The sequence below is a fragment of the Thermoflexibacter ruber genome (assembly GCF_900113045.1).
In the GTDB taxonomy this organism is placed as follows: Bacteria; Bacteroidota; Bacteroidia; order Cytophagales; family Thermoflexibacteraceae; genus Thermoflexibacter; species Thermoflexibacter ruber.
In genome coordinates, this window is sequence record NZ_FONY01000021.1 from 26,551 (window position 1) to 52,972 (window position 26,422).

25 protein-coding genes and 2 tRNA genes are annotated in these 26,422 nt (G+C 36.5%); 7 read left to right on the forward strand and 20 right to left on the reverse strand.

All coding sequences use genetic code 11. The features are described 5' to 3' along the window. Window positions 1–12 precede the first annotated feature (12 nt). On the forward strand, window positions 13–1,491 hold the full coding sequence (locus tag BM141_RS12360; protein ID WP_091545791.1) for an MBL fold metallo-hydrolase RNA specificity domain-containing protein: 1,479 nt from the start codon (window positions 13–15) through the stop codon (window positions 1,489–1,491). A gap of 29 nt (window positions 1,492–1,520) precedes the next feature. On the opposite strand, the gene BM141_RS12365 is transcribed toward BM141_RS12360, so the two are convergent. The 7 genes from BM141_RS12365 to BM141_RS12395 all read right to left on the reverse strand — a co-directional run bounded on the left by BM141_RS12365 (window position 1,521) and on the right by BM141_RS12395 (window position 7,819). Next, complete coding sequence (locus BM141_RS12365) at window positions 1,521–2,975, reverse strand: hypothetical protein (protein ID WP_091545794.1); 1,455 nt, start codon at window positions 2,973–2,975, stop codon at window positions 1,521–1,523. Window positions 2,976–2,985: 10 nt separating this feature from the next. Then, entirely contained in the window at window positions 2,986–4,173 is a 1,188-nt protein-coding gene (locus BM141_RS12370; protein ID WP_091545796.1) for an HU domain-containing protein, read from the reverse strand. A gap of 104 nt (window positions 4,174–4,277) precedes the next feature. Continuing rightward, the gene (locus tag BM141_RS12375) at window positions 4,278–5,975 is read right to left on the reverse strand and encodes a TonB-dependent receptor (RefSeq protein ID WP_091545799.1); all 1,698 of its coding nucleotides are present in this window, start codon (window positions 5,973–5,975) and stop codon (window positions 4,278–4,280) included. Window positions 5,976–6,133: 158 nt separating this feature from the next. Beyond that, complete coding sequence (locus BM141_RS12380) at window positions 6,134–6,757, reverse strand: polysaccharide deacetylase family protein (protein ID WP_091545802.1); 624 nt, start codon at window positions 6,755–6,757, stop codon at window positions 6,134–6,136. A gap of 71 nt (window positions 6,758–6,828) precedes the next feature. Further along, a tRNA-Leu gene (locus BM141_RS12385) sits at window positions 6,829–6,914 on the reverse strand. Between the two features lie 52 nt (window positions 6,915–6,966). Beyond that, window positions 6,967–7,039: transfer RNA gene (locus BM141_RS12390), tRNA-Gly, on the reverse strand. A gap of 162 nt (window positions 7,040–7,201) precedes the next feature. Then, complete coding sequence (locus BM141_RS12395; RefSeq protein ID WP_091545805.1) at window positions 7,202–7,819, reverse strand: hypothetical protein; 618 nt, start codon at window positions 7,817–7,819, stop codon at window positions 7,202–7,204. 128 nt (window positions 7,820–7,947) lie between these two features. Between BM141_RS12395 and BM141_RS12400 the strand changes: the two genes are divergently transcribed. After that, window positions 7,948–9,210, forward strand: a complete 1,263-nt coding sequence (locus BM141_RS12400) for a DUF819 family protein (protein WP_091545807.1) — start codon at window positions 7,948–7,950, stop codon at window positions 9,208–9,210. A gap of 4 nt (window positions 9,211–9,214) precedes the next feature. Here the strand turns inward: BM141_RS12400 and BM141_RS12405 are convergent, their stop codons facing one another. After that, complete coding sequence (locus BM141_RS12405; RefSeq protein WP_091545810.1) at window positions 9,215–10,456, reverse strand: hybrid sensor histidine kinase/response regulator; 1,242 nt, start codon at window positions 10,454–10,456, stop codon at window positions 9,215–9,217. Between the two features lie 431 nt (window positions 10,457–10,887). Between BM141_RS12405 and BM141_RS12410 the strand changes: the two genes are divergently transcribed. Together BM141_RS12410 and BM141_RS12415 are read left to right on the forward strand one after the other, a co-directional pair. Further along, window positions 10,888–11,400: a hypothetical protein gene (locus BM141_RS12410; protein ID WP_143090913.1), complete on the forward strand. Its 513-nt coding sequence runs from the start codon at window positions 10,888–10,890 to the stop codon at window positions 11,398–11,400. 26 nt (window positions 11,401–11,426) lie between these two features. Beyond that, window positions 11,427–12,548 carry a serine hydrolase domain-containing protein gene (locus BM141_RS12415; RefSeq protein ID WP_091545814.1) on the forward strand — a complete coding sequence of 374 codons (1,122 nt, stop codon included), beginning with the start codon at window positions 11,427–11,429 and terminating at the stop codon, window positions 12,546–12,548. A gap of 42 nt (window positions 12,549–12,590) precedes the next feature. On the opposite strand, the gene BM141_RS12420 is transcribed toward BM141_RS12415, so the two are convergent. The 8 genes from BM141_RS12420 to BM141_RS12455 form a co-directional block, all read right to left on the reverse strand. Beyond that, on the reverse strand, window positions 12,591–13,331 hold the full coding sequence (locus BM141_RS12420) for a tyrosine-protein phosphatase (protein WP_091545817.1): 741 nt from the start codon (window positions 13,329–13,331) through the stop codon (window positions 12,591–12,593). A gap of 21 nt (window positions 13,332–13,352) precedes the next feature. Next, the gene (locus BM141_RS12425) at window positions 13,353–15,830 is read right to left on the reverse strand and encodes a polysaccharide biosynthesis tyrosine autokinase (protein ID WP_091545819.1); all 2,478 of its coding nucleotides are present in this window, start codon (window positions 15,828–15,830) and stop codon (window positions 13,353–13,355) included. A gap of 2 nt (window positions 15,831–15,832) precedes the next feature. Beyond that, on the reverse strand, window positions 15,833–16,729 hold the full coding sequence (locus BM141_RS12430) for a polysaccharide biosynthesis/export family protein (RefSeq protein ID WP_091545821.1): 897 nt from the start codon (window positions 16,727–16,729) through the stop codon (window positions 15,833–15,835). A gap of 221 nt (window positions 16,730–16,950) precedes the next feature. Further along, complete coding sequence (locus BM141_RS12435; RefSeq protein WP_143090914.1) at window positions 16,951–17,412, reverse strand: amidohydrolase family protein; 462 nt, start codon at window positions 17,410–17,412, stop codon at window positions 16,951–16,953. A gap of 97 nt (window positions 17,413–17,509) precedes the next feature. Continuing rightward, a complete protein-coding gene (locus tag BM141_RS12440; protein ID WP_143090915.1) occupies window positions 17,510–17,971 on the reverse strand; it encodes a hypothetical protein in 462 nt (153 codons plus the stop codon). 96 nt (window positions 17,972–18,067) lie between these two features. After that, on the reverse strand, window positions 18,068–19,414 hold the full coding sequence (locus BM141_RS12445) for a peptidylprolyl isomerase (RefSeq protein WP_245764054.1): 1,347 nt from the start codon (window positions 19,412–19,414) through the stop codon (window positions 18,068–18,070). Window positions 19,415–19,454: 40 nt separating this feature from the next. Further along, window positions 19,455–20,330: a hypothetical protein gene (locus BM141_RS12450; RefSeq protein ID WP_091545832.1), complete on the reverse strand. Its 876-nt coding sequence runs from the start codon at window positions 20,328–20,330 to the stop codon at window positions 19,455–19,457. Window positions 20,331–20,385: 55 nt separating this feature from the next. Beyond that, window positions 20,386–20,820, reverse strand: coding sequence for a hypothetical protein (locus tag BM141_RS12455; protein WP_091545837.1), 435 nt, complete (start codon window positions 20,818–20,820; stop codon window positions 20,386–20,388). A gap of 231 nt (window positions 20,821–21,051) precedes the next feature. Between BM141_RS12455 and BM141_RS12460 the strand changes: the two genes are divergently transcribed. Beyond that, a complete protein-coding gene (locus tag BM141_RS12460; RefSeq protein WP_091545839.1) occupies window positions 21,052–21,738 on the forward strand; it encodes a hypothetical protein in 687 nt (228 codons plus the stop codon). A gap of 23 nt (window positions 21,739–21,761) precedes the next feature. Here the strand turns inward: BM141_RS12460 and BM141_RS12465 are convergent, their stop codons facing one another. Next, entirely contained in the window at window positions 21,762–22,289 is a 528-nt protein-coding gene (locus BM141_RS12465) for a DUF4199 domain-containing protein (protein WP_091545842.1), read from the reverse strand. 225 nt (window positions 22,290–22,514) lie between these two features. Between BM141_RS12465 and lgt the strand changes: the two genes are divergently transcribed. Continuing rightward, window positions 22,515–23,348, forward strand: a complete 834-nt coding sequence (lgt, locus tag BM141_RS12470; protein ID WP_177217368.1) for a prolipoprotein diacylglyceryl transferase — start codon at window positions 22,515–22,517, stop codon at window positions 23,346–23,348. Window positions 23,349–23,352: 4 nt separating this feature from the next. Continuing rightward, window positions 23,353–24,666, forward strand: coding sequence for a glycosyltransferase (locus BM141_RS12475; protein ID WP_091545844.1), 1,314 nt, complete (start codon window positions 23,353–23,355; stop codon window positions 24,664–24,666). Between the two features lie 55 nt (window positions 24,667–24,721). Here BM141_RS12475 and rplW read toward each other — a convergent pair whose 3' ends face one another. The 3 genes from rplW to rplC are packed head-to-tail and all read right to left on the reverse strand — an operon-like array spanning window position 24,722 to window position 26,315. Beyond that, window positions 24,722–25,009: a 50S ribosomal protein L23 gene (rplW, locus tag BM141_RS12480; RefSeq protein WP_091545847.1), complete on the reverse strand. Its 288-nt coding sequence runs from the start codon at window positions 25,007–25,009 to the stop codon at window positions 24,722–24,724. A gap of 15 nt (window positions 25,010–25,024) precedes the next feature. Beyond that, window positions 25,025–25,654: a 50S ribosomal protein L4 gene (rplD, locus tag BM141_RS12485; protein ID WP_091545850.1), complete on the reverse strand. Its 630-nt coding sequence runs from the start codon at window positions 25,652–25,654 to the stop codon at window positions 25,025–25,027. 40 nt (window positions 25,655–25,694) lie between these two features. Beyond that, window positions 25,695–26,315, reverse strand: a complete 621-nt coding sequence (gene rplC, locus BM141_RS12490; RefSeq protein WP_091545852.1) for a 50S ribosomal protein L3 — start codon at window positions 26,313–26,315, stop codon at window positions 25,695–25,697. Between the last annotated feature and the right edge of the window lie 107 nt (window positions 26,316–26,422).

Genomic DNA, 26,422 nt, shown 5'->3' on the forward strand with positions numbered 1-26,422 from the left:
TTCGGATATTTTATGAAATTGACTTTTTGGGGTGCGGCAAGGCAGGTTTCGGGCAGCATGTTTTTATTGGAGTTAGAAGATGACTACCGCATCTTGATTGATTGTGGCTTAGACTTAGAAAAGGAGCGTAGCAAAAAAAATGGACAGCATCTCTCCTTGGTGAATGGAGTACCCCAACAAGCCTCTGCCGCGCATGCCATTTTCCCTTTTGAAGCAAGCATGGTCAATGTTGTTTTACTTACCCATGCCCACATAGACCATTCTGGGAATATCCCTAATTTGTTCAGAGAAGGTTACGAAGGTCAAGTGCTTTGTACTTCTCCCACTTATGAACTTTCTGAACTTTTGCTTATGGACTCCGCCAGTTTGCATAGGCGAAGACTCAATGCTTTTAGTAAAAAGAAAAATAAGAAAAATAAAAAATCTTCTCTTTCTCCCTCAGACCTTGCAGAAATGTATTTGGAACACAACGTCAAAGAATCCTTAGAGCGATTTGTTCCAATTGCTTTTAATAAAAAATTTAAGCTAAAAAAAGGAGTAGAAGTTACCTTCAACCCTGCAGGACATCTTCTCGGTGCGGCAAATGTGATTTTAGAAATTACAGAAAATGGTGAGAAAAAAACGCTTGCCTTCTCTGGGGATATAGGAAGGTATGACTATCCTTTACACATAGACCCACAGCCCCTGCCCCAAGTAGATTACCTAGTTTGCGAAAGCACTTATGGAAATAGAAGACATGACTACGGAAGAAAATCTGCTATCATAGATGCAGAAGAACGATTATCAGAAATCATACAAAAAACTTGTGTAGATATTCCAGGACGCCTAATTATTCCTGCTTTTAGCGTGGGCAGAACTCAGGCTTTGCTTTACACCCTAAAGAAACTTTGTGTAAAAAAACAATTACCTCCTATCAAAGTATTTTCTGACAGCCCTCTGGCACACAAGAGTACAGAAACTTATATCAAGTATCACAGATTTTTGAACTCTGAAGCCCAGCAGTTCCAAGAAGAATACGATGATTTGTTTGACTTCGAGAATTTGGAATACATTGAGGATTTGAAAACAAGCAAAAAAGTAGCAAATCACAACGAACCTTGTATCATTATCTCCTCCTCAGGAATGATAGAAGGAGGACGTATCCAATACCACGTCAGGACAAATCTCTCCAATCCTTACTGCACTATTTTGATGATTGGCTATGCGGCAGAAGGTACCATAGGGCATAGATTATTGCAAGGAGAAAAAACCATACGCATAGAGGATAAAGAAGTCGCAGTACTGGCAAATATTGCTCGAATAGATGCCTTCAGTGGACACGGGGACTTAGACGACCTACTCGGATTTGTCAAGCATCAAAATCCGCAAGCACTGAAAAAAGTATTTTTAGTTCACGGAGAAAATGAATCTTTGGAGCATTTCAAAGCCTTATTAGAAACAGAAGGCTACCAAGTAGAAATTCCTACCAAAGGACAGAGTTTTGAGCTGTAATTAGCTAATTTACAATATACTAAAAATGACTATTTGCTATACACCGCAAAGCCTAACTCGTATGCTTTGGCAAAATCCCTATTGAGCCAATAGGTAGTATCTGCATAAAAAGAGTTTCGTTCTAAACTGCCCGGGGGCAAAGTAATAGGGTTTAATCCCACAGGTTCACGATGCTTTTTAGCCTTCAAATCCAACAAATATTTTACCTGAACATCATACTCTTGAGCATATATCTTTGCCCCTTTGACCTCATTTACCCACCTATACCTTCCTTCATATACTAGTGCTATCAATGCCAAAATAGCCAACACTAAAGCCAATTTTTTAGGGAAAAGTGTCTGATAACCTAATTGGAAAGCAAAATAAGCACTAAAAATCACCAATAAAAAAGCTACTATCGTAAGTGTTCGGTTGGGCTCTATATTGCCAAAAGCATAGACAACTGGTAAAATACTCACCAAGATAAATCCAAGCAGTAAGATTATACCCAAAAGCAATTCAGAAATTAACTTTATTTCTTGCTCTGGGTTTATTTCTTTTTTTTTGAAATACACCCCTACGTAGCACATCACCAAAGCAAGCAACAATAGGTAGTTGATTCTGGAAAATGCAATGTCATGGAAAAAATAAGGCACGCTTTTGCGTACCTGCCAAAGGAAGTCCGTCCAATTAAGCACTTGACTTGTAGCTAACCTCGCTTTCGTTCCCGAGGAGAACCAAGCAATAACAAAAGAACTCAGATGCACTATCCATGCGGTAAGCCACTTGCTTTGGTTTAATTTTGTGCGTTGATTAAAGAAAAATAGAGAATAGTTTGAAAAAGAAAAAACTAAACCTATGCTCAAAAGCAATCCACAAAGAATTGCTATGTTTTCTACCGCACTACCCACGAATAAAGAACTTAAAATCAAACCTGTCCATACTAAGAAATGAGTCGAGGATGACAATAAGCATACTGCCAATATACTTGCAAATAGTACCCCACCGAAGTAGCCAATAGAGGCGCAAAACCAATAGAAAGTGCTAAAATTGTAGTTGGTGATGACAAAAATGATAAAAAGGAAAATAGCTAAATTAAGTATCAAAAAATAGTCTTGACGACTGTTAATCAATGATTTAAATACTAAACGAAGTCCATAAAAGAAAGTAATGCTGTAAGCAAATACTAAAAAGAAAGTCCAAAAAGCAAGATTTTGTAGATATACATACACTTGGATAGCCACTAACATCAACCAGACCGAAGCAAATCGCCCTGACCAGTGCTGATAAAAATCTGCTACTCCCTCCGTAATTCCATGCTCATTGAATACACAGAGGGCAGTAAAGTCGTCCATTGCCAAGCGATTGTAAAAAGAAAGGTGAAGCAAGTAGCCAACAAAAAGAAAGTTGGCAAGGCTAAGAAAAAATAAAAATACAGCGTGAGATTTTCGAGTAAAAGATTCATGTTGAAAATATGCTTGGATTTTAGCTATCAACTTAAACATATCAGATGTTTTATTCTCCCTTGAGCACCCAAGTCTGACTAAAATCGCTACCAAGTGCTACTTTCTTGTTATTTGCTTCTTCATAAGAGTTAAACTCTCCTATCACTACTCGATACATGTTCTTAGCACTAAGGAAAATCAATTTTACCTCTAAACCTTGATTCTCAAGCATTTTACGAGCCTTTTCTGCTCCGTTTTTTGCACTGAAACTGCCATATACTAAGTAAAATTTACCTGCAACAAGTTCATCATTGCTTGCTTTGGAATCCTTAACCACAGGAGGCGGTTCTGTAACAGGCTTTGTATCTTGTATGGGTGTCGGATTGTCGCTGAGGCGATTGTCTATGGGATTGATTTCCTCTGTGATAAGATTCGAATCCTCTTCGCTATCCAAAGATGATGTAATCTCCTCGTTAATAGGATTATTTACCTCTTCGCTTACTTTCTCCTCACTTGTGAAATAAGATTTGAAATTTTGCATAGCTTCGGGAGAGGTGAATAGATATATTAGAAAAGCCAATAAGAAAACCATAGGCACTACAGCAATCCACCAAGTTAGGTCTGTTTTTCTTTCTGCTTGCTTAGTATCAAGGTTTGTTTTTGGGTCTTTATTAGTTTTTTGCTCGAGTATTTCTTGCTGTCGTTTTATTTCTTGTCGGTTGGCTTCTTCGTATTTTTCTACTACTTTTGTTTTAGTAGCATTGGGCTTCTCTTCACTTGGCTGTGTTTCTAATGGCTTTACTTCTTCTATTTCAGGGACTTCTTGCTCTTTGGATTTATGGACAAAATTAGTATCTAAGGTGGGCAAGCCAAAGCTATCGCCTAATAAAAACTCATTGGGGTCTTGCTGCAAAATAATTTTGTTGTATGCGTCTTTCACCAGCGTACCCAGTCCCTCTAAGTGATACTTGCCATAGGTAGCAATAGACTGCTGCACCTGTTCCACAAAAGCCAATAGACTCTCATTAAAATCGTAATAACCAATATTTTCAGCTTTCATTACTGCTTTCATAAAATCATCATTTCGGTCCTCTTCGCGGATGTAAATGCTAAAAGAGATTTCTTTATGAGGAGGTAGTAAGGTAGTCCCGTCAGCACTGATACGTGAAGGAGAAAAAGAAGCCGTAAAAGTTCCTAAATGAGGAACTGTAACCTTGTCTTGTGTTAAAAGCAGTTCTTTAATGTATTTTTCTATCATTGATTTGAATATGCGCTTGTTTTTTGTTTTACTGAAACACAATTTTAATAATTTTCTGATGAATAAAAAAATAATTCTCTTTGAAAATGTGAAACATACGAATCTTAGAAGGCAAAACTAACGCCCCCCAACAATTCTGTAGTCCTTACATCATAGCAAAGAAAGCGTTGGTAAGGCTGAGCAAGCAGATTATTGCCTTTGAAAAAGATAGACCAATTAGTACTGAAAGCATAGTCAATCTGCACACCTAAGTCTATAACATCTTGAAAGTCAATACTTGCTGACTTATTTATATCAAAAGCAGTGATTCCTGACAAGTGATACAAACTTGACTGTATAGATAACTTATCTTTATAGCGATAAGTAAAGGAGAGTGTATTGGTAAGTAAAGGGCGATGCCAAGCGGCGGCAAGTGTTTGTAGGTGGTATTGGAAAAACTCAGTTTTAAGGCTTGTCCTGAATTTTTTAAAACTCAATCCGATTTCATTCATTACTTGGAATACAGGTACGGTTTGAGTTTCATATTGAATAAGAAACTTCGCAGGATTATGCGAATCATTGATGAAAAAATGTAGGTTTTGATAACGTCCATAGCTTGCCTTTGCCTTCCAATTCAACGGGCTTGATAGCTGCGTTTGTATGCCCGCAAAAGACTCCCATAGTTGATTGGTATGGCTAAGGTTTACATTAGCCGCTAAAAAAGGATTTTCATGTATCATTTTTCTCAGCAATCTTTTTTGCATACCTCCTTCTAAACCTAAATAGAAGTTTAATTTATTTTTCCAAGTATTCCAAGAAAAATACAATTTAGGATAAATGTTCCATTGTGGTATCCTCCCTAAGGTGTCGTTATGAGTAGCCACTTTCCCTCCAAATTGGAGTTTGATTTTATCATTGGCTAATTGATAAGCCACCTCCATTTGAGCCAACCTTCTATTCAAATGTCCTTCGCTATCACTTCGTTTAGAGATTGAAGTTGTTGTTTTAAAACTTAACTGCTGAAAAGGATTAATAGTAGTATAATCTTGTACTTGTAACTCAACTTCTTGCTCTCTGGCTTGGTAACGGTCTGCCAAGTAATGGTATCCTATACCAAGTTCAAAGCTGTTTTTATTCATGCTTGGTTTATTGCTATAGCCTACTTGGGCATTCAAGAGATGAAAACGCTGTAAGATTTGGTCTTTGGGAGGGATAATAGTAGTAAAAGGCTTGTATCCATAAAAATGAACTTGATTTTGTTGCAAATCCATGCTCCCTGAAAGCACATTTTTTTTGATAAAATATTTGTAAGTAAAGTTCAACTCATTTTGGCTATTCCCTGAGTTCTGTTCATCTACTTTACCTGTGCGTGCTGCCAAGTGCTTTACATGGATTCCGTAGTTATATTTTTCGCTTCTTTTGTTATTAAAAAATGCTTCTGCGTAAGAAGTAAAATAATTGCCCATGCCTGCTTTGATGTAATTTCCGTACAATTTTTTTTGAGGCAACTTGCTTATGAGCATCGGTCTGATGTTGAACTGCAAAGGCACAGCTTGTTTAAGAAGATGAAAATGATATTTATTTTCTATTCTTTTTGGAGGTGGTTCTATAGAAGACATAGGCACTATTGGCTTTTGCCACTTGTTCATATCTATCCAATAGTCCTTAATAGAAGGGGGTAGCGTAGATTGGGCTGAGATAGACTTAGAAGCAGTAAGTAAAAAAAATAATATAAACAAGAAACAGCAACAACGCCAAAAACAAGCATTCCAAAGCACAAAAAGATAACTTAATGCACTTCTTAAAGTAAGCAAAAACTGCATAAGGGGTTAAGGGGAATAAATAGTTTGCTGAATATTTATTTTATCACAAGACCTTGCAAGTTATAAATAAAATACGCATGAAAACAAGCAAACTTCCAACTAATTGTTGAAAATATTTTTGCTAAAACAAGTCTAAGATTGCACAATCTTACTTTTGCTTACAATTTTTCAAATCGGAATCCTTGCTTGCTAAAATATTCCAAATAACGAGGCAGCGTATAATATAGGTTCTTTTTAGCTTTTTTGCTATCATGGAATATAACAATGCTACCGCCTTTGGTATATTGAATGGTTTTCTTCAGACATTTCTCCTCAGCTAATTTCTGGTCAAAGTCTCCTGAAAGTACATTCCACATGATGATTTGATAGTTTTCTTGTTCTCGTAAGATTTGACTTTGTTGGGTGGTAAGTCTTCCATAAGGAGGGCGGAAAAGTTTTTGGCTATGTTCATGCAAGTACTCCTCGCACATCTTTACATTAGCTATATACTTATCTGTATCGCATCTCCAGCCATTCAAATGGTTAAAAGTATGATTACCAACGCTATGCCCTTCGGATAGGATTTTCTCAAAGATAAGACCATGCTTGCGGATATTGTCCCCTATACAGAAAAAAGTAGCTTTGGCTTGGTAGTTCCTTAGCTGCTCTAATACCCATGGGGTTACTTCTGGAATAGGTCCATCATCAAAAGTTAAGTAAATAACCTTCTCATTAGCAGGGATTTGCCAAATGAAATGAGGAAAGAGATTTTGTATAAAACGGTTTGTAAAGTGCAAATACATGAGAGAATACCTTATGAACGAACAGGACCAATAGCAAAAAAGCCTATCACATATCTTGTAATAGGCTCTTGTACCAGGAGTGGGGGTCGAACCCACACGGCATATAACTGCCACAGGATTTTAAGTCCTGCGTGTCTACCAATTCCACCATCCCGGCAGCTACTTTATGAAAAAAAATAGATAAAGCGTCATACTTTATCTATCAATAGAGCGGGAAACGAGACTCGAACCCGCGACCCTCACCTTGGCAAGGTGATGCTCTACCAACTGAGCTATTCCCGCTTATATTTTCCAATTAGGTTTTTGCTAATTGCGATGCAAAGGTAGCACAATTTTTTTTGCTTGTCAATATTTAGCAAGAAAATTTTACAGATTTTGTACTAAGATTTTTTTAAAATACTGATTAACAAATTATTAATTTTATAAAAACAAAGCAATTATTCCTTAATTTAGAAGTGTATCAAACAGTTCATCAAAAGAAAGTACAGGCGTATAGAGAAAATCTGAATAGTAGTGCGTCATGAAACGCAAGAAACTTGGTTTTTCGTCTATGGTGATGTATTCTATTAGTATATTGCCGTAGCGTTGGTCAAAAATAGCTTTATTTTGTGGGCTATTATTCTCCTCAATGCTCTGTACCTTTGTATTAATAGGCTTCAGGTAGTGTTTTTCTATACTTTCGACATGATTAGTATGGTCAAAAGTTCTACGGTCAGAGGTGTAAAGGCGATAGCCCATATTGAGCAACTTGTCTTTGAGATAATCAAAAAGAAACTGAAGGTCTTTCTCTGCCATGAGAGGGCTGTGCGTAACGGCGAAGCCTTTTGCTCCTGTGGAGTTAAGTATGTGTACTTGTATGTCGTAAGGTTCATTTTGTTTTTTTAGTGCATAACCTTCTCTTATTTTTTGAGTAAGCCATTGGAAATCTTTTTCATTTACCCATCGGAAGTAGGCTTTCCTATATGCCTCACTTCTCTTGATTTCTTCTTCTATCAGAGGGATAGCACTATTTACTTTATGAGAACCAAAGATTTGCTTGATTAATTTATCAAAAAAGGTCATTGAATTTATTTGTATATTTACAAAGATACATTTTGTATTGTAAATTTTATAGTATTGCATTAGTTTTGAAGATATAAGTATGACTGATTTTCAAAGTTTTCTCTACTGAATCTAAAAGTAAAGTTACTATGCCTACACCCTTACTCTCCAACCCTATTGTCATTGCAGGATTGCTTTTTGTTATCTTGTCTTTGGTTTTCTATACTTCCTCTTTGGACAAACCTTTTTGGAAAAAATTTTATAGTTATGTCCCAGCCTTGCTTTTGTGTTATTTTATCCCGTCTTTGCTCAATACCTTTGGCTGGATAGACAAGCAAGATACAACACTTTATAAGTTTGCTTCTCGATACCTACTTCCTGCAAGTTTAGTATTATTTACGGTAAGTTTGGATTTGAAAGCTATTTTAAAATTAGGTAAAAAAGCCTTAGCGGTGTTTTTGGCAGGGACGATAGGAGTAATAATTGGTGGAGCAGTAGCAATGGTAGTCGTAGGAAGTATTTTCCCAGAAGTAATGCAAAAGCAAGGTGATGAGGAAATCTGGAAAGGTTTAGCCACAGTAGCTGGCAGTTGGATAGGGGGAAGTGCGAACCAGACTGCATTAAAAGAGGTATTTCAGCCAAGTCCTACACTTTTTGGGCAAATGGTAACGGTAGATGTGATAGTGGGTAACTTATGGACGGCAGTCTTGCTTTTAGGGATTGGATACAACCAAAAGTTAAATACGTTTTTGAAAGCGGATACCTCTATGATAGAGGAAGTCAAGAACAAAATAGAAACTTATAGGGCAAGCATTGCTCGTATTCCTACGCTGAAAGATGAAATGTTGGTACTTACGGTGGGGTTTGGAGCTACTGCCTTAGCATATATAGGCTCGGACTGGCTTATGCCCATCATGGAAGCAAATAAAGCATGGCTTGTTTCCCATAACTTATCTTCCTTGATTTCCCAGTTTTTCTGGGTAGTGGTGATTGCTACTTTGATAGGTTTAGGGCTTTCCTTTACCAAAGCAAAAGAATTAGAGGGAGTAGGGGCATCTCGGATGGGAAGTATTTTGCTTTATTTTTTAGTAGCTACGATTGGTATGCAAATGGACGTATTGGAAATATTCAAAGAACCAAAGTTTTTCTTGATAGGTGTGATATGGATGGTCATTCATGCCATTTGCATTATTACAGTAGCAAAAATTATCAAAGCTCCTTATTTTTTTATTGCTGTAGGTAGCCAAGCTAATATTGGAGCGGCGGCTTCTGCACCTGTTGTTGCCTCAGCTTTTCACCCTGCTTTAGCACCTGTGGGAGTATTGCTGGCGGTATTAGGCTATGCGGTAGGTACTTATGGAGGCTGGTTGAGTGCTTTGCTAATGCAGTGGGTATTTCAGCACCTTTTTTGAGAAATTATCCTTTGGGTAAAAATATCTCAAAAGTTGTCCCGATGTTTAGTTCGCTTTCTAAGTGAATGCTGCCATTAAGTTGATGCACAGCTGCCTTAGCCAAATAAAGCCCCATGCCATTGCCTTTGGATTTGGAAGTACCTCTAAAAAATCGCTCAAATACTTTGCCTTGAATCTCCTCGCTGATGCCTATGCCGTTATCGGCAATAGTGATTTTTACTCCTTCATTCAATATAGGTATTATAGAAATATTAACCTCTGCTTGGCGAGCTTGATTATCAATACGGTAGAGAATAGCATTGTGCAGGAGGTAGAAAAAGATAAATCGTAAAAGTAAAGGGTCATTCTCAAAATGAAGGTCTTTAGCTACCTGCACATTTATCTGCACTTCTTGATAGCCAGCTACGCTATGCATACTTTCTAAGACCTCTTTGATAAGGGAATGAAAATCAATTTCTACTAAGTGTAGTCGTCTATACTTGATTTCATTTTCTCGTATTAGATTAGTTAGTATATACCGCAGATTTTCTGCCTCGTCTTTGAGAAGTTTGAAATAAGTTTGGCTACTTGAGTCTTGGCTTTCTATCAAAGCAATATTGCATAGACCCGCAAAACGGGCTAAGGGTCCTGCAATATCATGCGAAGCCCTGTAAATGTAATTATCTAATTCTTTGTTAAAGTCCAACAAAGTCATATAAGCACTGGATAGCTTAGAAGTACGCTGTTGGATTTTCTCCTCGAGTTCATCTTTGAGTGCATTAAGTTCTTTGGTTCTTTCTTCTACTTTGGTTTCTAAGGTTTTAGCATATTCTTCTAATTCTTTGTTTGCCTGTTGGAGGTTTATGATAAGTGCTTTGTTTTGCTGTCGGAGTTCATAGCTTTCCAAAGCATTTTCTATGGTAATTTTTAGTTCTTCCTGTTTCCAAGGCTTTGTAACATAATGATAGATACCTCCCATATTAATTGCCTTGATAATCGTCTGAAGGTCCCCAAAACCTGTCAGAATGATATTAATGATGTCAGGATACTTTTTTAGTACAATTTCTATCAGATTTAGCCCACTCATTTCAGGCATTCTCTCATCAGCAATGAGTAAAGCTATGTCAGGATTTTTTTCTAAAATTTGTAGGGCATTGAGAGCAGAGTTAGCAGTAAATATTTGAAAATGCCAGCGAAAAGCAGATTCAAAAACTACTAAGTTGTCTATCTCATCATCCACGTAAAGAATTTTTTTTGTTAGTGTCATGTAAAATAATAAGGAGTCAAAACCAAGATTAAAGGCAAAGGAAATTAAATCAAACGTGAAATTATAAAGAGTATGTTTTTTTCTATGGAATATATAACAAAATTTGCGATTTTCTCTTAATATGTGTAGTTTTCAACAAAATACTTCTTTATTTTGCTATCTTATAAGTTTTGTGTGCTTATAGTGATGATTCCAATCGTATGATGGTATTTTATCTACTGTTATCAATTTGATGAGAAAAGTGTTTTTTTGAATAAAAATCTGTGTTTATCAGCCCAATCCGTATTATCGGTGTTCTGTTTTGGAACACTGATGACACAGATTGTACCGATGAGAACGGATTTTTTTAAACACATAAAATTATCATACATTTGAAAGCAACACCTGATTATAATGAAACGAAAATTTTTAAATCTTTATTTTATAAAACAATGAATCCCGGATACAATCCCGAGAATATCAAAAATCTAAAGCAAGCCGCCGCTCATGCGGGGAGGTCATTTGTCATCAATGATAGCCAAGAAAGCGATGACCAAAGTGTATATTTTCTTTTTGTAGGAAAAAACGATGCAGGACAAGAAGTTATCTATGATACCTTCATGTACACCTTACACGCTGAGTATGAGGTACAACTATACGAAGCTGCAGAAGCCTTACTTTTTGAGAAATTTCCCGACTTAAAAAGTATAGATGAAGCTACTGAGGAGCAGATGGAATATTTAGACCTCTTGGCTGATGAAATAGAACAAAGAAATGAAATTCATGTAGTGGAGTTTATCAACATAGATGAAGCCGTAGAAATGGGCATAGCAATTGATGTATGCTTGAATGTAGAAACCATTACTACTGAGGTGATTGAGCAGTTTATTCATGATTTCAATAACAATACCCTTGATTTAGACGATACAGAGTATTCCTTCAGCCCGTATGCAGAGGAGGAGTAGAAAAATCTATTTAAAATCACTTGCCTATGAAGTACTTAGTAATTGGTATTGCATTATTTCTTACTTTAATTATTGGAGAGAGAAAAGCTACTTCTGTACCCAAAAAAAGTTTTGATAGAAGCCTTTATGAGCAGTGCAAAAAAGATTTCCAAACTTCTATGATTCATTTGCTGATAGACAGTATGCACAAGGCAGGGAACTACAACGGGGTATTGTTAGTAGCCGAAAATGGAAATGTCATTTTCAAAAAAGCATACGGTCGCTCTTGGTATGATACTACCCAAGTCTTTACTGTTAATACCGCCATGCAGTTAGCTTCTGTATCTAAACCTTTTACAGCTATGGCAATCTTAATTTTGGCAGAGAAAGGCTTAGTGAATTACCACGACGACATTACTAAGTATTTTCCTAATCTAAAATATAAAGGCATCACCGTCAAGCATTTGCTCAATCATACCTCCGGCTTGCCTGATTATCTCAATCGCCCTTGGCTGTTTGCTAAGTACATTGGGAAAAAAAGTGAGCTTACTAACGAGGGCTTATTAGACATTTTAGAGAAACATGCTAACAAACTCCGACTTGATTTCACTCCCGGTAAGCAACATAGATACAGCAACACAGGCTACGCCTTACTTGCCCTCATTGTAGAAAGGGCTTCGGGAATACCTTTTAAAACCTTCATGTCGCAGCATATTTTTATGCCTTTGGGAATGACAAGTACTTTTATCTATGATAAAAGTAAGAAAATCAAAATGTTAAGGGAAGAAGAACCCAAAGATGGAGTTTGGGGGGACAAGGGCGTATTCTCTACGGTAGATGATATGTTGCGCTGGGACCAAGCCCTCTACACAGAAAAACTCATTAAAAGAAAAACCTTAGATGAGGCTTTTAGTCAAGGAGTTACGCTTGATGAAACGAAATTTGACTATGGCTATGGCTGGCGTATAGCCCAAAGTGATAATGGCGAAAAAATTATTTATCACAAAGGACTTTGGCAAGGAGCAAATCCCATGCTTATTCGCATTGTAGAATGTAACCGTACTGTGATTTCTTTGAATCCTGTTAGCTCAAAATACAACTCTTGGGAAATGGTGTATAAAATTAATAGAATCATGAACGAAAGTGAAAAAGTGTGTTCAGGCTATTGATTTCTTAAATAAAAAGAGTTCGATGAGATGTGGTTTTTCTCATTAGATAAGTGTACCATTTAGCAAATCTAATTTGAGTGCCTTTTGATAGTATGGGAGAGAAACAGTATTTTTCATTGCCTGAATATGCCTCTCTCCATGGCAATCGCTCCCTAAAAAGTTCACCATTTTGTTGTCTATGAGTTTTTCTGCTAAAAGTTTGGCAGAAGTAGAATAATAGCCACTTAAAGAGTTGATATTGAGTTGCATCAGCACTCCTTTGTCATACCATTGTTTAGGTTTTTCAAGGCTATCAAATAGATATACGTAGCGTTCAGGATGCGCCAATACAGGTTTGTAACCTTGCGATTGCATCAAAAAAACAGCATAATCAAAATGAGGGGAGGCATTCATGTAAGAAGTTTCAAATAAAAGGTACTTATGCTTTCCAAAAGCTAAAAGAGGTTCTTTTCTCTCCAATTTCGTAATAAATCCCTCATCTAAGTAATACTCTGCGGCAGCTTCTATTTCTATAGCTATATGTAAATTTTTGATAATATCGTTCAATTTATCCAATTTATCCAAAATGATTTCAGGAGTATTGGTGTAAAAATCACTCATAATGTGTGGAGTAGTGATAAGTTTTTTGTAACCCATCGCCACAAAAGATTGAATGAGTTGGATAGAATGCTCAAAGTCTTTAGCCCCATCATCTATGCCGGGTAGCAGATGCGAGTGCATATCTACTTGGATAGTAGAGGAGTACACTTGAATTGTTTTTTTCTTTTTAAATAATGAAAGCATAGGTAAAATCGTTTAAAAGTATCAAGCGTCTTTTTCTGCTTTTTGCTTGGAAAATATATTTTTAATTTTGCCCAGAAGAGTAGGTGCGGGCGTATCATCATAGTAACCATAACCACTGCCATACCCCCCATAGCCGTAGCCATAGCCATAACCGTAGCCGTAACCGTAACCATAGCCATACGTACCTGCTTTGCCTACCCCGTTGAGTACTACTGATAGCTTACTAAAATTATTTGCTGAAATCAATTTATTTAAGTTGCTGATAAATATTTTCTTAGAGTAGGCAGAACGAAGTACGTAGATAGGTACATCTGCCATTTTCATTACTAACAATCCATCAGTTACTATACCCACTGGAGGAGTATCGCAAATAATCAGGTCATACGTCTGGTGTAACTCTTTGATAAGGTCTTTGAACTCGTTTGACATAATCAATTCGGAAGGATTAGGAGGATGCGGACCCGCAGTGATGTAATGCAAGTTCTCAATTTCTGACTTTTTGATACATTCTTCTATGGTCGCTTTCCCAATCAAGATATTGCTTATCCCGTTAAAGTTTTCCGCTCCAAAGGCTAAGTGAATTTTGGGTTTTCTCAAATCTAAGTCCAAGATAATAACCTTAGTTTGCGAAAGTGCAATAATACCCGCCAAATTGACCGCTACAAAAGTTTTGCCTTCCCCACTAATCGTAGAAGTAACAGAGATGATTCTTTTATGCTGTTTTTGGGTCATAAAATCCAAGTTGGTACGAATAGAACGCATAGCTTCGCTCATGGAAGACTTGGGATTGATATTCACGACTAACTGAGAGTTTTCCATTTTGAATTTACTGTAGTACGGCACCATACCCAGTATAGGTGCTTTAGTAAATTTTTCTACTTCTTTGAGGTTTGTTATCTTATTGAGTAGTAAATATCTTACTATTATTACGGCTACACTCAAACCCAAAGCGGCAATAAATCCATACAAGTAAAAGGTATTTCGCACTGGATAAATTGGCACTTGAGGAATAGAAGCCTTAGAAAGTACTTGAAAACTTGCAACTGTACCTGCCTCTGCAATACCCAACTCCACAATACGACTTAATAAAATATTGTAATTATTTTCATAAGAAGCATAGTAGCGATTTAGGCGGCGAAGCTCTAAGTCCATGTCCGAAGCGCCATTAGGAATCTTATTTTCTAACTTTCTAATCTCTACATCTATTTGATATACTTTATCATACAAGCGAAACTTGTTAAAGCTAATCAACTCTAATAATTCTTCTCTGATTTCTTCTAATTTTTTTTGCTTTTGTTGGAGAGCAAAACTTGGCTCTCTATAAGACTCACTAATACGCTTTAACTCTTTTTGTGCTTCTTCCAACTGATTAATTTTCTGATTAATACGTCCATCAGTAATGCCCATGGCTACCGTATTGATGAGTTGGTAGCTGGAATCAGAGGAAAGAAAATTAACTACATCTTTGTATTTTTTTATCTCATCATTCAGTTTCATTTTTTCTGAATGTAACGTCTTGATTCCGTTCAATATTTCAGCTAAGGTAGGTTCAAGATTGAGGGGATTGTTTGCTTCTCCTTTTCCTCTCTTATAAGCATCTATTTTGGCATCATACTCTTCTAAACGCAAGGTAAGTGTATCTAACTGTTCCTCAAGGTATTGTATTTGTTGCTTATTCGTCAAATTTTTATTATCAATACTTTTTTTCAAATATACTTCGTTAATGGCATTGACTATGGCGGTGGCTTTGTACTTATTTGCATCTTTGAACACAATGCCTATGGTACGAGCCTTTACATTCATCGGGAAAACAGAGAGATTCTGCCCAATATAAGATTGCAAGTAGCCATGACTTTGGAAAATGAAAAAGTACTTATTTTGTATGTCTAAATTGATTAAGTGTATTGTACAGTTAAAATTTTCATCTTTGATTTTTTCCCCAAATCGATAGGTTTTACTTATGATAGCATCATCAAGCTCATAGCTTAGTGCAAAATGAGCGGAATCAAGCATTTGTAAATAAATTTTTTTATTGTCAAAAAAATCATAATTGGTAACTTCATAATTGACTACTTTAAATGGAGAACTATTGAACTTCTCATCGTCTATGAATCTACCTTGTATCCAATAACTTATGTACAAGTCCAACATATTGATTACTTCATCTTTAATTTTGTTGGACATAATGAACTCTGTTTCCCCGACCAAGTAATCATTAATGCTCGATTCGTCTTTGAAAATCCCTAAACCAAGCGTAGGGGCTGTACCTTTGGCTTCTAACTGAATAATGGCATCAGACTGATAGATTTTTTTTACATACCGAAGTGCAATAAAAACAGCAAAAATACAAACAGCAAAAATCAATACTACCCAAATGATGCTTCGGCGGACTACCCAGAGAAATTTCTCCAAGTCAAAGTCTGCCAAAAAATCATTTTCTTCATCTTCTACTACTACTTGCTTAGTGGCAAGGTATTGTCCATTACCATTTACTCCCATGGCTATTTATTAAGACTTTGTAATGCTATAATGCTAAGAATGACAGTGGAGATAGTCCCCATAATAGCCGAGATAGGGCTAAGTATGCGTACTGTATCATTAATTGTTTCTTCCCTGCCTACACGTCTGCGGGGTTCTATGTAAATAATATCGTTAGGTTCTACTTTTAGATTTGCCGCTCTCATTCCCTCAAAGGTAGTCAAATCTATGACTTGCATCACAGGGTTATTAAGAGGGTTTCTAATGATACGAATTTTATCCCCGCGTACTCTTTGGTCAAAATTACCCACTGAGGCAATGACTTCTATAACGTTTAGGTTCTCATTATCCAAAGAGATAATTCTATTACCTAATGCCCCAATTACTGTTGCTCGTCTGTTAAGCAAGCGTGTTACTACATAAGTTTCTTTGTAATTTTTCTCATATTCTTTGGACAACAAGCTATCTATTTGATATAGCTTCAGTCCCTCCAATTTGACTGCCCCTAAAATAGGGAGGTAAGCATTTCCGTCATCTTGTATCATGTATCTTCTTGCAGCACTGAAGTTAGCTACTCCTTGTTGTTGTAAGGGATTCGCTACCCCTATTCCCCCGCCAAAACCTGCAAATGACTGTGCTGTAGCAGCGTCTTTCCGTCCTAATTGCAACTCAAAATTAGGGTCGACAAGTAACTCCCCTTTATTAGTGAATACTTCTATGGCTAAAAAGTCAAATTTTTGTACTTTGTAGTTTTTCTCTGCTTGTGCTGCCATTGCTGCCGCTTTCAAAAAGGCATCATTAGAAAAGTTTTCACCTTCTTTGAATAGCAATACATGGTTGTAAAAACCACAAGAAGATAAAAAGGCAAGTAAAAAAACACTACCCAGAGAATATATTATTTTAAGAAATGAGTGATTCATCAGACAGAAAAAAGTAAATAATAAAATTTATGATGTGTATGCTTAAATAAAATTATGCAAAATTAAAACCAATCCTTAGTTTGATGTATGAAAATAAAAAAACATGCTACTTTTTATAAAAGCATTATAAAAAATATCATGTTTTATCTTAGAATAATAACAAAATATTGCCTTCAAAAATTATTATCTGAATAACTATACTTGCTGTATCTCTTGCAGATTTACATTTTTTGAAAACTCTTTAACACGACAAGTGCATAGTCCTCCATATCAGGAGCATAGGCAATCACTACAAAAAAGTTGTCATCGCTATCAGCGTCTAATAAACTCAAAATAATGGCTTTCACTCCGCTTTTTGTTCCCTCTACATAATAGCCTTCATAGCCATTCAAATCCACCTCTCCACCATCTTCTATAGAGGAGTACTTGAGTTCTTTAGCAAGTTTCAAGGTCGCATCAGCCAAATTGTCGTGAGTAACACTTGCATCTTTGAAAGGATAAATTCCTACAGAAAAGCCTGTCTTAGAGGCTTCAAAGGCATCTCCTGTACTTTTGGTAACTTTACAGCCTTTGGGCAAAGCAAACTTCATATTGTAACTATCCCATTCCCAAGGGTCGGGTTGAGCATTTGCTTGGACAGCCCAAAAAGATAAAAAAGCAAGCAATAAGAATTTTTGTTTCATAATGAGTTTTGGTTTAGTAAAAAAAATGATATGAGAAAGGTACAAAAGCGAGTTGTTAAAATAAGTTTAAATATGTTAAGCAATTTTGCAACCAAAATTAATCTCGCCTCCAAAAACTTTTAATAATTTGGCTGACCTCATAGGTGTTAGTGGCGCTATAGATGAGAACGGCAGCAAAATGTTGATGACCTTTTTGATTTAGTAGGCTCATTATCATTACCTTAACTTCTTTTTTTGTGCCTATGACTGCACAACATTTAAAATTTGAGCTATAAAAAAATTCTATATGCTCTATCTTATCATAAGCTACTTGCTTCGCTGCCTCTTGCGTTACCTCTGCTTGGTTATCGAGGTTTAAATTTGCATTTTTGAAAGAGAACACGGTCATAGAAAAGCCCGTTTTCCGTATCTCAAAACGAGAAGTATCATCAGCAACTATTTCACAGTCAGTAGGTAAGCTAAAAGTTAAACCCTTAGCCATCCAAGCGAAAGTATCCATTTGGGCTTGTGATAACAAAGAGTAAAAACATAAAACAAAAATCAATACTAACTTTTTCACTTTATTAAGATTGAGCCAATATTTGTTTCCATCTGGAAGCCTGATTTTCCAAATCAGGTAATGACTGACTTGGAAAGTCAGGCTACAATCAACAATCTATAAGTTTTTCAGTAAATTACAGTAGTCAAACTCCTCATCTATGTCTATAAAAACCTCTTTTTTAGCTTTTTCAAACCACTTCATCAGCAGTTCTGCCTTTTGGTCTTCTTGAGCTAACTGTGTGATTTTTTGCCAGTCATCTTTGAGGTTCATGTAATGTGGTGGAATACGCGTTTTATAATACAAAATGCGTAGGGCTTGCTTCTCATCATTTGTCCTGAACTCAATTACTTCGGAGATTTCTCCAACTTTCATTTTTTCCAAAGTCATATATACCCCAAAACCTAACAATTCAGTATTGTCCACTGGAATCTTTGTTTCCCCATTTTCTGGATTGTGAATCATTCCTTCTTTAGCTTTGGTAGCCTTGTCATCAGAAAATTGGTGTACTGCATCTACAAACTTAATACTGTCTTTTTTAATCAAAGTGCGGATACTATCTAAGAAATTTCTTGCATCTTGAATATCCTGGGGAGTAGGTTTAGGACGAATGAGTATATGACGAGAGCGGTGTCTATTCCCTTGCCTTTCAAGGAGTTGTATCAAGTGAATACCAAACTCTGACTCGACAGGCTCGGAAATTTGCATGGGTTCTAAGGAAAATACAGCCGCCTCAAAAGGAGGGACTAACTCACCTCTTCCATGCCAGCCTAAGTCTCCACCACGCCCAGCTGAACCCAAATCTTCTGAATATTTAGAGGCTAACTCCTCAAAATCTACTCCATTAAGAATCTGCTTTTTAAAATCTAATAGCTGGGCTTTGGCTTTGTCTTTTTCTGATTTGCTTACCTTAGGGAAACGTACTATTTGCCCTACTTCCACCTCGGCAGGTAGGAAAGGTAAACTATCTTTGGGAATCTCAGCAAAAAACTTTTTTACTTGGCGAGGTGTAATTTTAGCTTCATCAGTAATTTTTTTCCGCATAGTTTGTACCGTCAGTTGTTCTTTGATTTGGTCGCGCAGTTCTTCTTTGAGCATAGAGGTTGTTTTTCCCAGCGTTTTTTCCAATTTTTCTTTATCTCCAAACTGCCCAATGAAGTAATCCATACGACGGTCTAACTCAAGTTCTACCCTACCATTATCTACCTCTACCGAGTCTATTTCTGCCTTTGCTACTAAAACCTTATTCACGATGAGTTGTTGCAGCAGGTAGCAATATATATTGGGAGGTAGGTTTTTCTCCTGCTCCAAGACCTGCTGATACATCTTTTCTAAGTCTGATTTTAAAATAATTTCGTTGTTTACTCTGCCCACAATTTTATCGATGACAACATTTTGAGCTGTTAGTTGCTTAACAAACAGCATCATAAATAAAGTAATGCTGTACGCTACAAATTTTTTCATAATGAACAATATATGTTTAAATAATTGTGAATCAATATTTTTACTTAAAAATCTCCACCCTTTTTTCTTTCTCTGCCTTGTGGAGGATTTCGCTTTCATGCTGATTTTGCAACTCTATCTTTCGCTTGTTCAGAATAATATCTTTGATATGTTCTTTGACAAAATCCAGAGGGGAAATTTGCTCTGCTATTTTGTAATCTATGATTTTGATTAAATATACAAAATCATTATCTGCTATTTCTAAAATTTTATTTTGATTGAGCAACTGATTGCGATTGGGATTATTAAAGAAAGGCGTATTGGCTATCATCTCCTCGAAATCAATCCAAGTTGTGTCGCTCAGCAACTTCACTTCTGCATACGGATAGTTCTTAATTTCTTCTTGCACATCATTGCTATTAGAACGCAGCCACAAACGCATCTCGTTAATTTTTGGTGCAGAAATAGGAATTTTCAGATAATATCCCTTGACGATATTTTGTTTTAATTCAAAATTGCGTTGATTAGCATGATAGTAGGCTTCTATTTGGGCTGGCGTTACAAGCGTATCTAAGTTTTTTTCTATGTATTGTTTTTGGTAGGCATAAATAAGCAACTGGTCTTTGTACTCTTGTACCCTTCGCTCTATCTCTGCCATGTCTGCTTCCATGTTATTCTCGGCGGCATGTACCAACAATTGCTTTTTAATCCAAGAATCTATGTATCTTTGTATTACATCTGCGCTGTCTTTTCTATTAGGAGAACCTTCTAATATATTTTTGAGGTCTTTTTGGTACAAATAAACATTGTGGACTCTTGCCACTGCCTTCATGCCAATATCATCTTGGCTCTCACCAAAAAGGCTACAAGCACTAAGTAAAACAGAACATGCAAGTAGTTGAAAAGCAAATAATAATCTATAAACAACTTTTTCCATTTTGCAAAAATAGCAATGGTACTCTAAAACACCGAATTACAAGCGTTAAATCTTATTAATTCGTGATAGTCAATATACTACCCGCTAAAGAAGTTCTGTACCTTAGCATAGGGCTAAAGGCAGGACCACTTGTAGGATTACCTTCAAAATCAAAGTAAGATTTACAACATTCGTCTAACATAAAAAAGCCAGAAATATCTACTTTCACTTGGGCGCAGGCATCATAAGGGCGATACGGGCAGTTCCGCTCAAAAGCATAGTACACATTGGCATTTTTACGATAAATAATAATGCCTCTTACTCCGCCTTCCTCATAGACAAAGCCACCGTCAAACTTAAGTCTTTGGTAAGCTAAATTATTCAAGTCTATAATTTTATTCACAAAGCGATAAGGGATTGGCTCTGGGGTAGGGGTATTGTCGCAGGCATAGAAGCAAGATATAATACATACTAAAAAGAGTATTTTTCCTATTTTTTTAAAAGCAACCATAGAAGTTAATTTTTTATCATTACGTTGTCAAATTCTATTCCGTTGATTCATTTTTAATAAAAAGGTATTAATTTTGCTACTCTTAGCAAAATAGTGTAAATTTTGTTCTAAAATGGCTAATTTTAAAAATTATCTAAGCCATAGATGGTTTTCATACATAATAAAAATTTTGATACTTGACCTTACTATCAAAGATATACGCTTAATAATCAATAGTATAAAAAACGGATTATGAAAAAAATTGCTTGCTTACTTATTGCCATATTTTCCTTCTTTGCTATTCAGTTGATTTTTGCTCAGCAATCGTATGCCCAATTTTTTAGTGTAGGTGGTGGTATAGCCAATTCACGCTATTTTGGGAAAAGGGCAGACTATCCGCTCCAAACACCCAAAGATTACCCGCATACCTTTGGCTTGAAACTACGGGGTAGTTATGGAGGTTTTGGAGATAGAAAAAATGCCCTTAATGCGAGTTTTACCTATTTTTTCCCTACCAAATCTATAGACTTACAGTACGGAGGTGCTACTTTGAGAGGAAAAGCTATGGAGTTAGAAATTAATTATTTGCGATATTTGCGTGGGAGATATATAGATGATGCTTTGAATGTGTATGCTATTGGTGGATTCTCTGGAACTATCAATACACTGGACTACAATGTGCCAGCACCAGAGTTGATTATTCCCGGTGAGCAGAAATATTTTAAAGATGAAACTACACTTTTTGGTTATTTCAACATAGGCATAGGGGCAGAGTACCCCGTAGGAGAGCTTTATGTATTTTTAGAAGGCAAGGCGGCAATTCACCTAAACGCCTATGTAAGTAATACTACTATTTGGCAAAACAATCTCATGTATTGGGGAGGAGGTACTTTCGGAGTTCGTTATCCTCTTTTGCCTAAACGCCCAAGAAATAGATAGCCAAAGCCAAATCAATAGAAACACTATGTCATATCTTTTGGTGGTGGGCTTTTCTTCAGAATTAGCCCAATCACCATACCCATAATCAATCCTATAAAAAGGGTTTTTATCCACTCGTCTATAGCAATAGTACTTGCTGAAATAGATTTGATAGACTCGAACTGAGCCTCGTACTGTTTTATATCCAAGTTTTCTACCTCTTTATATTTTAAAAGTAATTCTGTTAGCTCTTTTTTGTGCAAGTCTAAAATACTGCCGTCAGCATACGCCAAGAGTACGTAAACCAAAACTGCATACAAAAAAGCCGCACAAATATTGATAAATAAAGCCAAAAATATAGCAATCCCCCCCCCTATGTAACCTCCATTGCGGTAATCTCTGTAAAATTTCAAGCCTCCTACTATGCCAAGTGCGTAAATAGGCAGATATATCATTTTGTACTGCCCAAATGGATTTAAGTCCATGACATACAACAGAATAAGAAATAAAAAGTAGGCTACTGCCGTCAAAGCTCCACTTACCAAGACTACTTGAATAAAAACTTTCCTCATATTAAATTTATTTAACCAAAATAAAATAGGCACTATTGCATATAAAGTTGAAATTACAATAAATTTGCAAGTCTTGTTAGTAATGCCTTTGACTACAAAAATATCTTATTTGGCATTGCAAACAAAATAATTACTCTGTTTAAATTTTAACTACTAATTTGCAATCTATTAGTTATCAATATCATAAATTTAAAATACTTTTACTACTCTCGAATTTTTTTACTTATGAATATACTATCCGCAATTATTTGGGACGCAAGCCCAGATATTTTTTCCTTTGAAATCCCTTTTATCGGAAGCACTTTGACCATTCGTTGGTATGGTCTGCTTTTCGCTTCAGGCTTTTTAGTAGGGCAGTACATTATGCTCAAAATTTTTAAAGCAGAAGGTAAACCTGAAAAAGACATAGATGCGATGACGCTTTACATGATAGTTTCTACTTTAGTGGGGGCGCGTTTAGGGCATTGCTTATTTTACCAGCCTGATTTTTACTTAGCTAATCCTATTGAAATTTTAAAAGTTTGGGAAGGAGGGCTGGCAAGTCACGGTGCAACTATTGGGATTTTATTTGGACTTTATTTATATAGCCGCTCCCGCCCTGACCAGTCTTATTTATGGGTGCTTGACCGCATCGTAATTGTAGTGGCTTTGGGTGGTGCCTTTATTCGCTTAGGCAACTTATTTAACTCTGAAATTGTTGGTTTGCCTACCGACCTTCCTTGGGGTTTTGTTTTTGTCAAATTGGGCGAGGATTTTGCTCGCCACCCTGCGCAGCTTTATGAGGCTATCTCTTGCGTTTTCCTATTTTTATTCTTGCTTTGGATGTGGAGCAGAACCAAAGAAAAAACTCCAGAAGGCAGACTTTTTGGGCTTTTTGTTGTAATTTTATTTAGTTTGAGAATTTTCTACGAATTTTTGAAAGAAAATCAGGTGGACTTTGAAAATGGCTTACCTCTTAACATGGGGCAGATTCTAAGTATTCCTATGGTATTTATTGGCTTGTGGATATTAATAAGAAGTACTAAAAATAAGGTAGAAAATAAGCCATTACCAAACTAAGTACATGGAGAGGAAAAAGGTACTTATCATCACCTACTATTGGTATCCAAGTGGAGGTATTGGGGTTTTAAGATGTTTGAAAACTGCCAAATATCTAAGACAATTTGGCTGGGAGCCAATTATTTACACCGCAAAAAATGCTCACTATCCAAGCATAGATGAAAGTAACCTAAAAGATATTCCCCCACATATTACAGTACTGAAACAGCCTATTTTTGAGCCATATTCTTTGTATAAAAAATTTACAGGAAAGCCTCCAGAAGCCAATGTAAACCATGCCTTAGTCGCCAATGAAGATAAAGAAAGTTGGAAACACAAGGTAGCTGTGTGGATTCGCAGTAATTTTTTTATTCCAGATGCAAGAGCTTTTTGGATTCGCCCTTCCGTCAAATTTTTAGTCAATTACCTGAAAAAGAATCCTGTAGATGCTATTTTTTCTGACGGTCCTCCTCACTCCAATACACGCATTGCTTGCTTAGTAAAGCAAAAAACAGGGATTCCTTGGCTATGCGACTTCCAAGACCCTTGGACGCAAATGGATTTGTACGAACGCTTAAATGTTTCCAAACTTGCTTGGCAGAAACACCAAAAAATGGAGCAGGAGGCTTTTCAAACCGCCGATGCTATTACGATAGTAAGCGAAACTTGGAAAAAAGACTTAGAAAGTATTGGGGCAAAAAATGTCAGTGTGGTGCCTTGGGGCTACGATGAGGACGACTTCAAGCACGCCAATTTTGCTCCAGACTGGAAACTTACCCTTACCCATACAGGACTGCTCGGCGAAGACCGAAACCCTGAAAACTTGTTTGTATCAATGCGAGAACTCAGCGAAGAGCTTACAGACTTCAAGCAACTATTCAGACTTAGGTTAGTGGGGGAAGTGGATAGCAAAGTAAGACAAACCGCAGAAAAATACAAAGTCGCTACATTAATTGAGTACATTCCACAAGTTCCAAGAAATGAGGCTCTTAAATACACCATCAATACGCAAGCCTTACTTTTATTACTTAATGACGCAGGAAACGTCATGGGACGTATTCCCGGAAAGTTTTTTGAGTACTTAGCGGCAAAAAGACCTATTTTGTGCTTGGGTGCAGTGGGTAGCGATGTAGATAAAATAATGCAAAAAACTCAAGCAGGAGTTTCCGTAAATTATGCTGATAAGCAGGGCATCAAGACCCAGCTATTATCATTTTATGAATCTTATAAAAAAACAGGAATTATTGAAGGCAAAACTTGTCATATAGAGGAATTTACAAATAAGAATTTGACTAAACAAATAGCTCACTTATTAGATAAGATTAGTACACAGAAATAAAAAAGCCACATTTTGCTATGTGGCTTTTTATCAATATCACATTTCATTTAAAAAACTATGCTTCTGAATAGAAATCTATAATCTCTCCCGCTGCCAACTGAACAATAGCTTTTTTGTACTTTGGCTTGCGTCCCTGAGCAACACCAGACTTTGTAAAGCGAACTTTTCTCTTTCCTGCTACTACCATAGTACGCACACTGTCCACATTTACCCCGTACATTTGCTCTACTGCCTTCTTAATTTGGATTTTGTTAGCCTTTACATCAACTACAAATCCATATACGCCTTTCTCATTCATTGCGGCGACTTTTTCTGTCAATAAAGGTCTTTTTAAAATTTCCATTGGATTTTAGTAATTTTAGTTTGCTAACAATTCATTAATCTTCTCCACAGAACCCTCACATAAAATAAGGTTTTGAGCATGAAGTATGTCGTAAGTATTCAAAGAATCTGCGGTAACTACCTTTGCATTTTGAATATTACGAGAAGAAAGATATACATTAGGACTATGCGTTGGTACGACTAAAAGTGTCTTTTTGTCAGCTACTGACAGAGCAGAAAGCAACTTAATGTATTCTTTTGTCTTAGGAGCGTCAAAGCTAATATTTTCTAAAACAGTAATAGAAGCATCTTTTGCTTTATAGCTCAAAGCAGAACGTCTTGCTAATTGTTTTAATTTTTTGTTTAGCTTAAAACTGTAATCTCTTGGTACAGGTCCGAATATACGACCACCACCCTTGAACTGAGGGTTTTTGATGCTACCTGCACGCGCTCCACCTGTTCCTTTTTGCTTTTTCAATTTTTTTGTAGAACCAGAAACTTCGTTACGTTGCTTAGATTTATGCGTACCTTGTCTTTGATTAGCCAAATACTGCTTTACATCTAAATAAATTGCGTGGTCATTTGGCTCAATTCCAAAAATAGCCTCTGACAACGTAACTACTCTACCTGTTTCTTTTCCACTTGTGTTTAATACTGCTAATTCCATTTTTTTTCAGGATTTTAATAGTAGAAATGGTTTTCAGAAATTATTTTTCGATGAGCAAGTAAGAATTTTTCGCACCTGCTACTGAGCCACTGATTACCAAAAGGTTCGCTTCTGGAATAATTTTCAGAATTTTCAGGTTTTGAGTTTTTATTCTTGCGTTACCTGTACGACCAGCCATGCGCTGACCTTTGAATACCCTTGCAGGGAAAGAACAAGCACCGTTAGAACCTGGGTGTCTTTGGCGGTTATGCTGACCGTGAGTCTGCCCACCTACCCCACTAAAATTGTGGCGTTTTACTACCCCTTGGAACCCTTTACCTTTGCTTGTACCTATCACATCTACAAAGTCCCCCTCGACAAAAATATCAACGGCTGTAAGCGTATCTCCTAAACTTACTTGCTTAGCAAACTCTTTGAATTCTGCTAATTTACGCTTTGGAGTAGTGTTCGCTTTCTTGAAGTGTCCCAACAATGGTGCGGAAGTATTTTTTTCTTTCTTCTCACCAAATCCAAGTTGGACTGCTTCGTAGCCGTCTTTGTCCATAGTTTTTACTTGCGTAACTACGCAAGGACCAGCCTGAACTACTGTGCATGCGACATTTCGTCCATCGGCACTTATCATGCTCGTCATTCCGATTTTTTTACCTATGATACCAGACATTGATTGAACGTTAAATAATTAACCAATTCATTTTAAATTTGGAGTGCAAAGGTAGGTACTTTTTTTAGATATATGAAAGTTTTTGCTAAAAAATTCTATAAAAAAAA

Excerpts from the sequence above, each read along its gene's own strand:
- BM141_RS12360 (WP_091545791.1), top strand. The coding sequence starts at position 13 with ATGAAATTGACTTTTTGGGGTGCGGCAAGGCAGGTTTCGGGCAGCATG.
- BM141_RS12365 (WP_091545794.1), bottom strand. The coding sequence starts at position 2,975 with ATGTTTAAGTTGATAGCTAAAATCCAAGCATATTTTCAACATGAATCT.
- BM141_RS12370 (WP_091545796.1), bottom strand. The coding sequence starts at position 4,173 with ATGATAGAAAAATACATTAAAGAACTGCTTTTAACACAAGACAAGGTT.
- BM141_RS12375 (WP_091545799.1), bottom strand. The coding sequence starts at position 5,975 with ATGCAGTTTTTGCTTACTTTAAGAAGTGCATTAAGTTATCTTTTTGTG.
- BM141_RS12380 (WP_091545802.1), bottom strand. The coding sequence starts at position 6,757 with ATGTATTTGCACTTTACAAACCGTTTTATACAAAATCTCTTTCCTCAT.
- BM141_RS12395 (WP_091545805.1), bottom strand. The coding sequence starts at position 7,819 with ATGACCTTTTTTGATAAATTAATCAAGCAAATCTTTGGTTCTCATAAA.
- BM141_RS12400 (WP_091545807.1), top strand. The coding sequence starts at position 7,948 with ATGCCTACACCCTTACTCTCCAACCCTATTGTCATTGCAGGATTGCTT.
- BM141_RS12405 (WP_091545810.1), bottom strand. The coding sequence starts at position 10,456 with ATGACACTAACAAAAAAAATTCTTTACGTGGATGATGAGATAGACAAC.
- BM141_RS12410 (WP_143090913.1), top strand. The coding sequence starts at position 10,888 with ATGAATCCCGGATACAATCCCGAGAATATCAAAAATCTAAAGCAAGCC.
- BM141_RS12415 (WP_091545814.1), top strand. The coding sequence starts at position 11,427 with ATGAAGTACTTAGTAATTGGTATTGCATTATTTCTTACTTTAATTATT.
- BM141_RS12420 (WP_091545817.1), bottom strand. The coding sequence starts at position 13,331 with ATGCTTTCATTATTTAAAAAGAAAAAAACAATTCAAGTGTACTCCTCT.
- BM141_RS12425 (WP_091545819.1), bottom strand. The coding sequence starts at position 15,830 with ATGGGAGTAAATGGTAATGGACAATACCTTGCCACTAAGCAAGTAGTA.
- BM141_RS12430 (WP_091545821.1), bottom strand. The coding sequence starts at position 16,729 with ATGAATCACTCATTTCTTAAAATAATATATTCTCTGGGTAGTGTTTTT.
- BM141_RS12435 (WP_143090914.1), bottom strand. The coding sequence starts at position 17,412 with ATGAAACAAAAATTCTTATTGCTTGCTTTTTTATCTTTTTGGGCTGTC.
- BM141_RS12445 (WP_245764054.1), bottom strand. The coding sequence starts at position 19,414 with ATGAAAAAATTTGTAGCGTACAGCATTACTTTATTTATGATGCTGTTT.
- BM141_RS12450 (WP_091545832.1), bottom strand. The coding sequence starts at position 20,330 with ATGGAAAAAGTTGTTTATAGATTATTATTTGCTTTTCAACTACTTGCA.
- BM141_RS12455 (WP_091545837.1), bottom strand. The coding sequence starts at position 20,820 with ATGGTTGCTTTTAAAAAAATAGGAAAAATACTCTTTTTAGTATGTATT.
- BM141_RS12460 (WP_091545839.1), top strand. The coding sequence starts at position 21,052 with ATGAAAAAAATTGCTTGCTTACTTATTGCCATATTTTCCTTCTTTGCT.
- BM141_RS12465 (WP_091545842.1), bottom strand. The coding sequence starts at position 22,289 with ATGAGGAAAGTTTTTATTCAAGTAGTCTTGGTAAGTGGAGCTTTGACG.
- lgt (WP_177217368.1), top strand. The coding sequence starts at position 22,515 with ATGAATATACTATCCGCAATTATTTGGGACGCAAGCCCAGATATTTTT.
- BM141_RS12475 (WP_091545844.1), top strand. The coding sequence starts at position 23,353 with ATGGAGAGGAAAAAGGTACTTATCATCACCTACTATTGGTATCCAAGT.
- rplW (WP_091545847.1), bottom strand. The coding sequence starts at position 25,009 with ATGGAAATTTTAAAAAGACCTTTATTGACAGAAAAAGTCGCCGCAATG.
- rplD (WP_091545850.1), bottom strand. The coding sequence starts at position 25,654 with ATGGAATTAGCAGTATTAAACACAAGTGGAAAAGAAACAGGTAGAGTA.
- rplC (WP_091545852.1), bottom strand. The coding sequence starts at position 26,315 with ATGTCTGGTATCATAGGTAAAAAAATCGGAATGACGAGCATGATAAGT.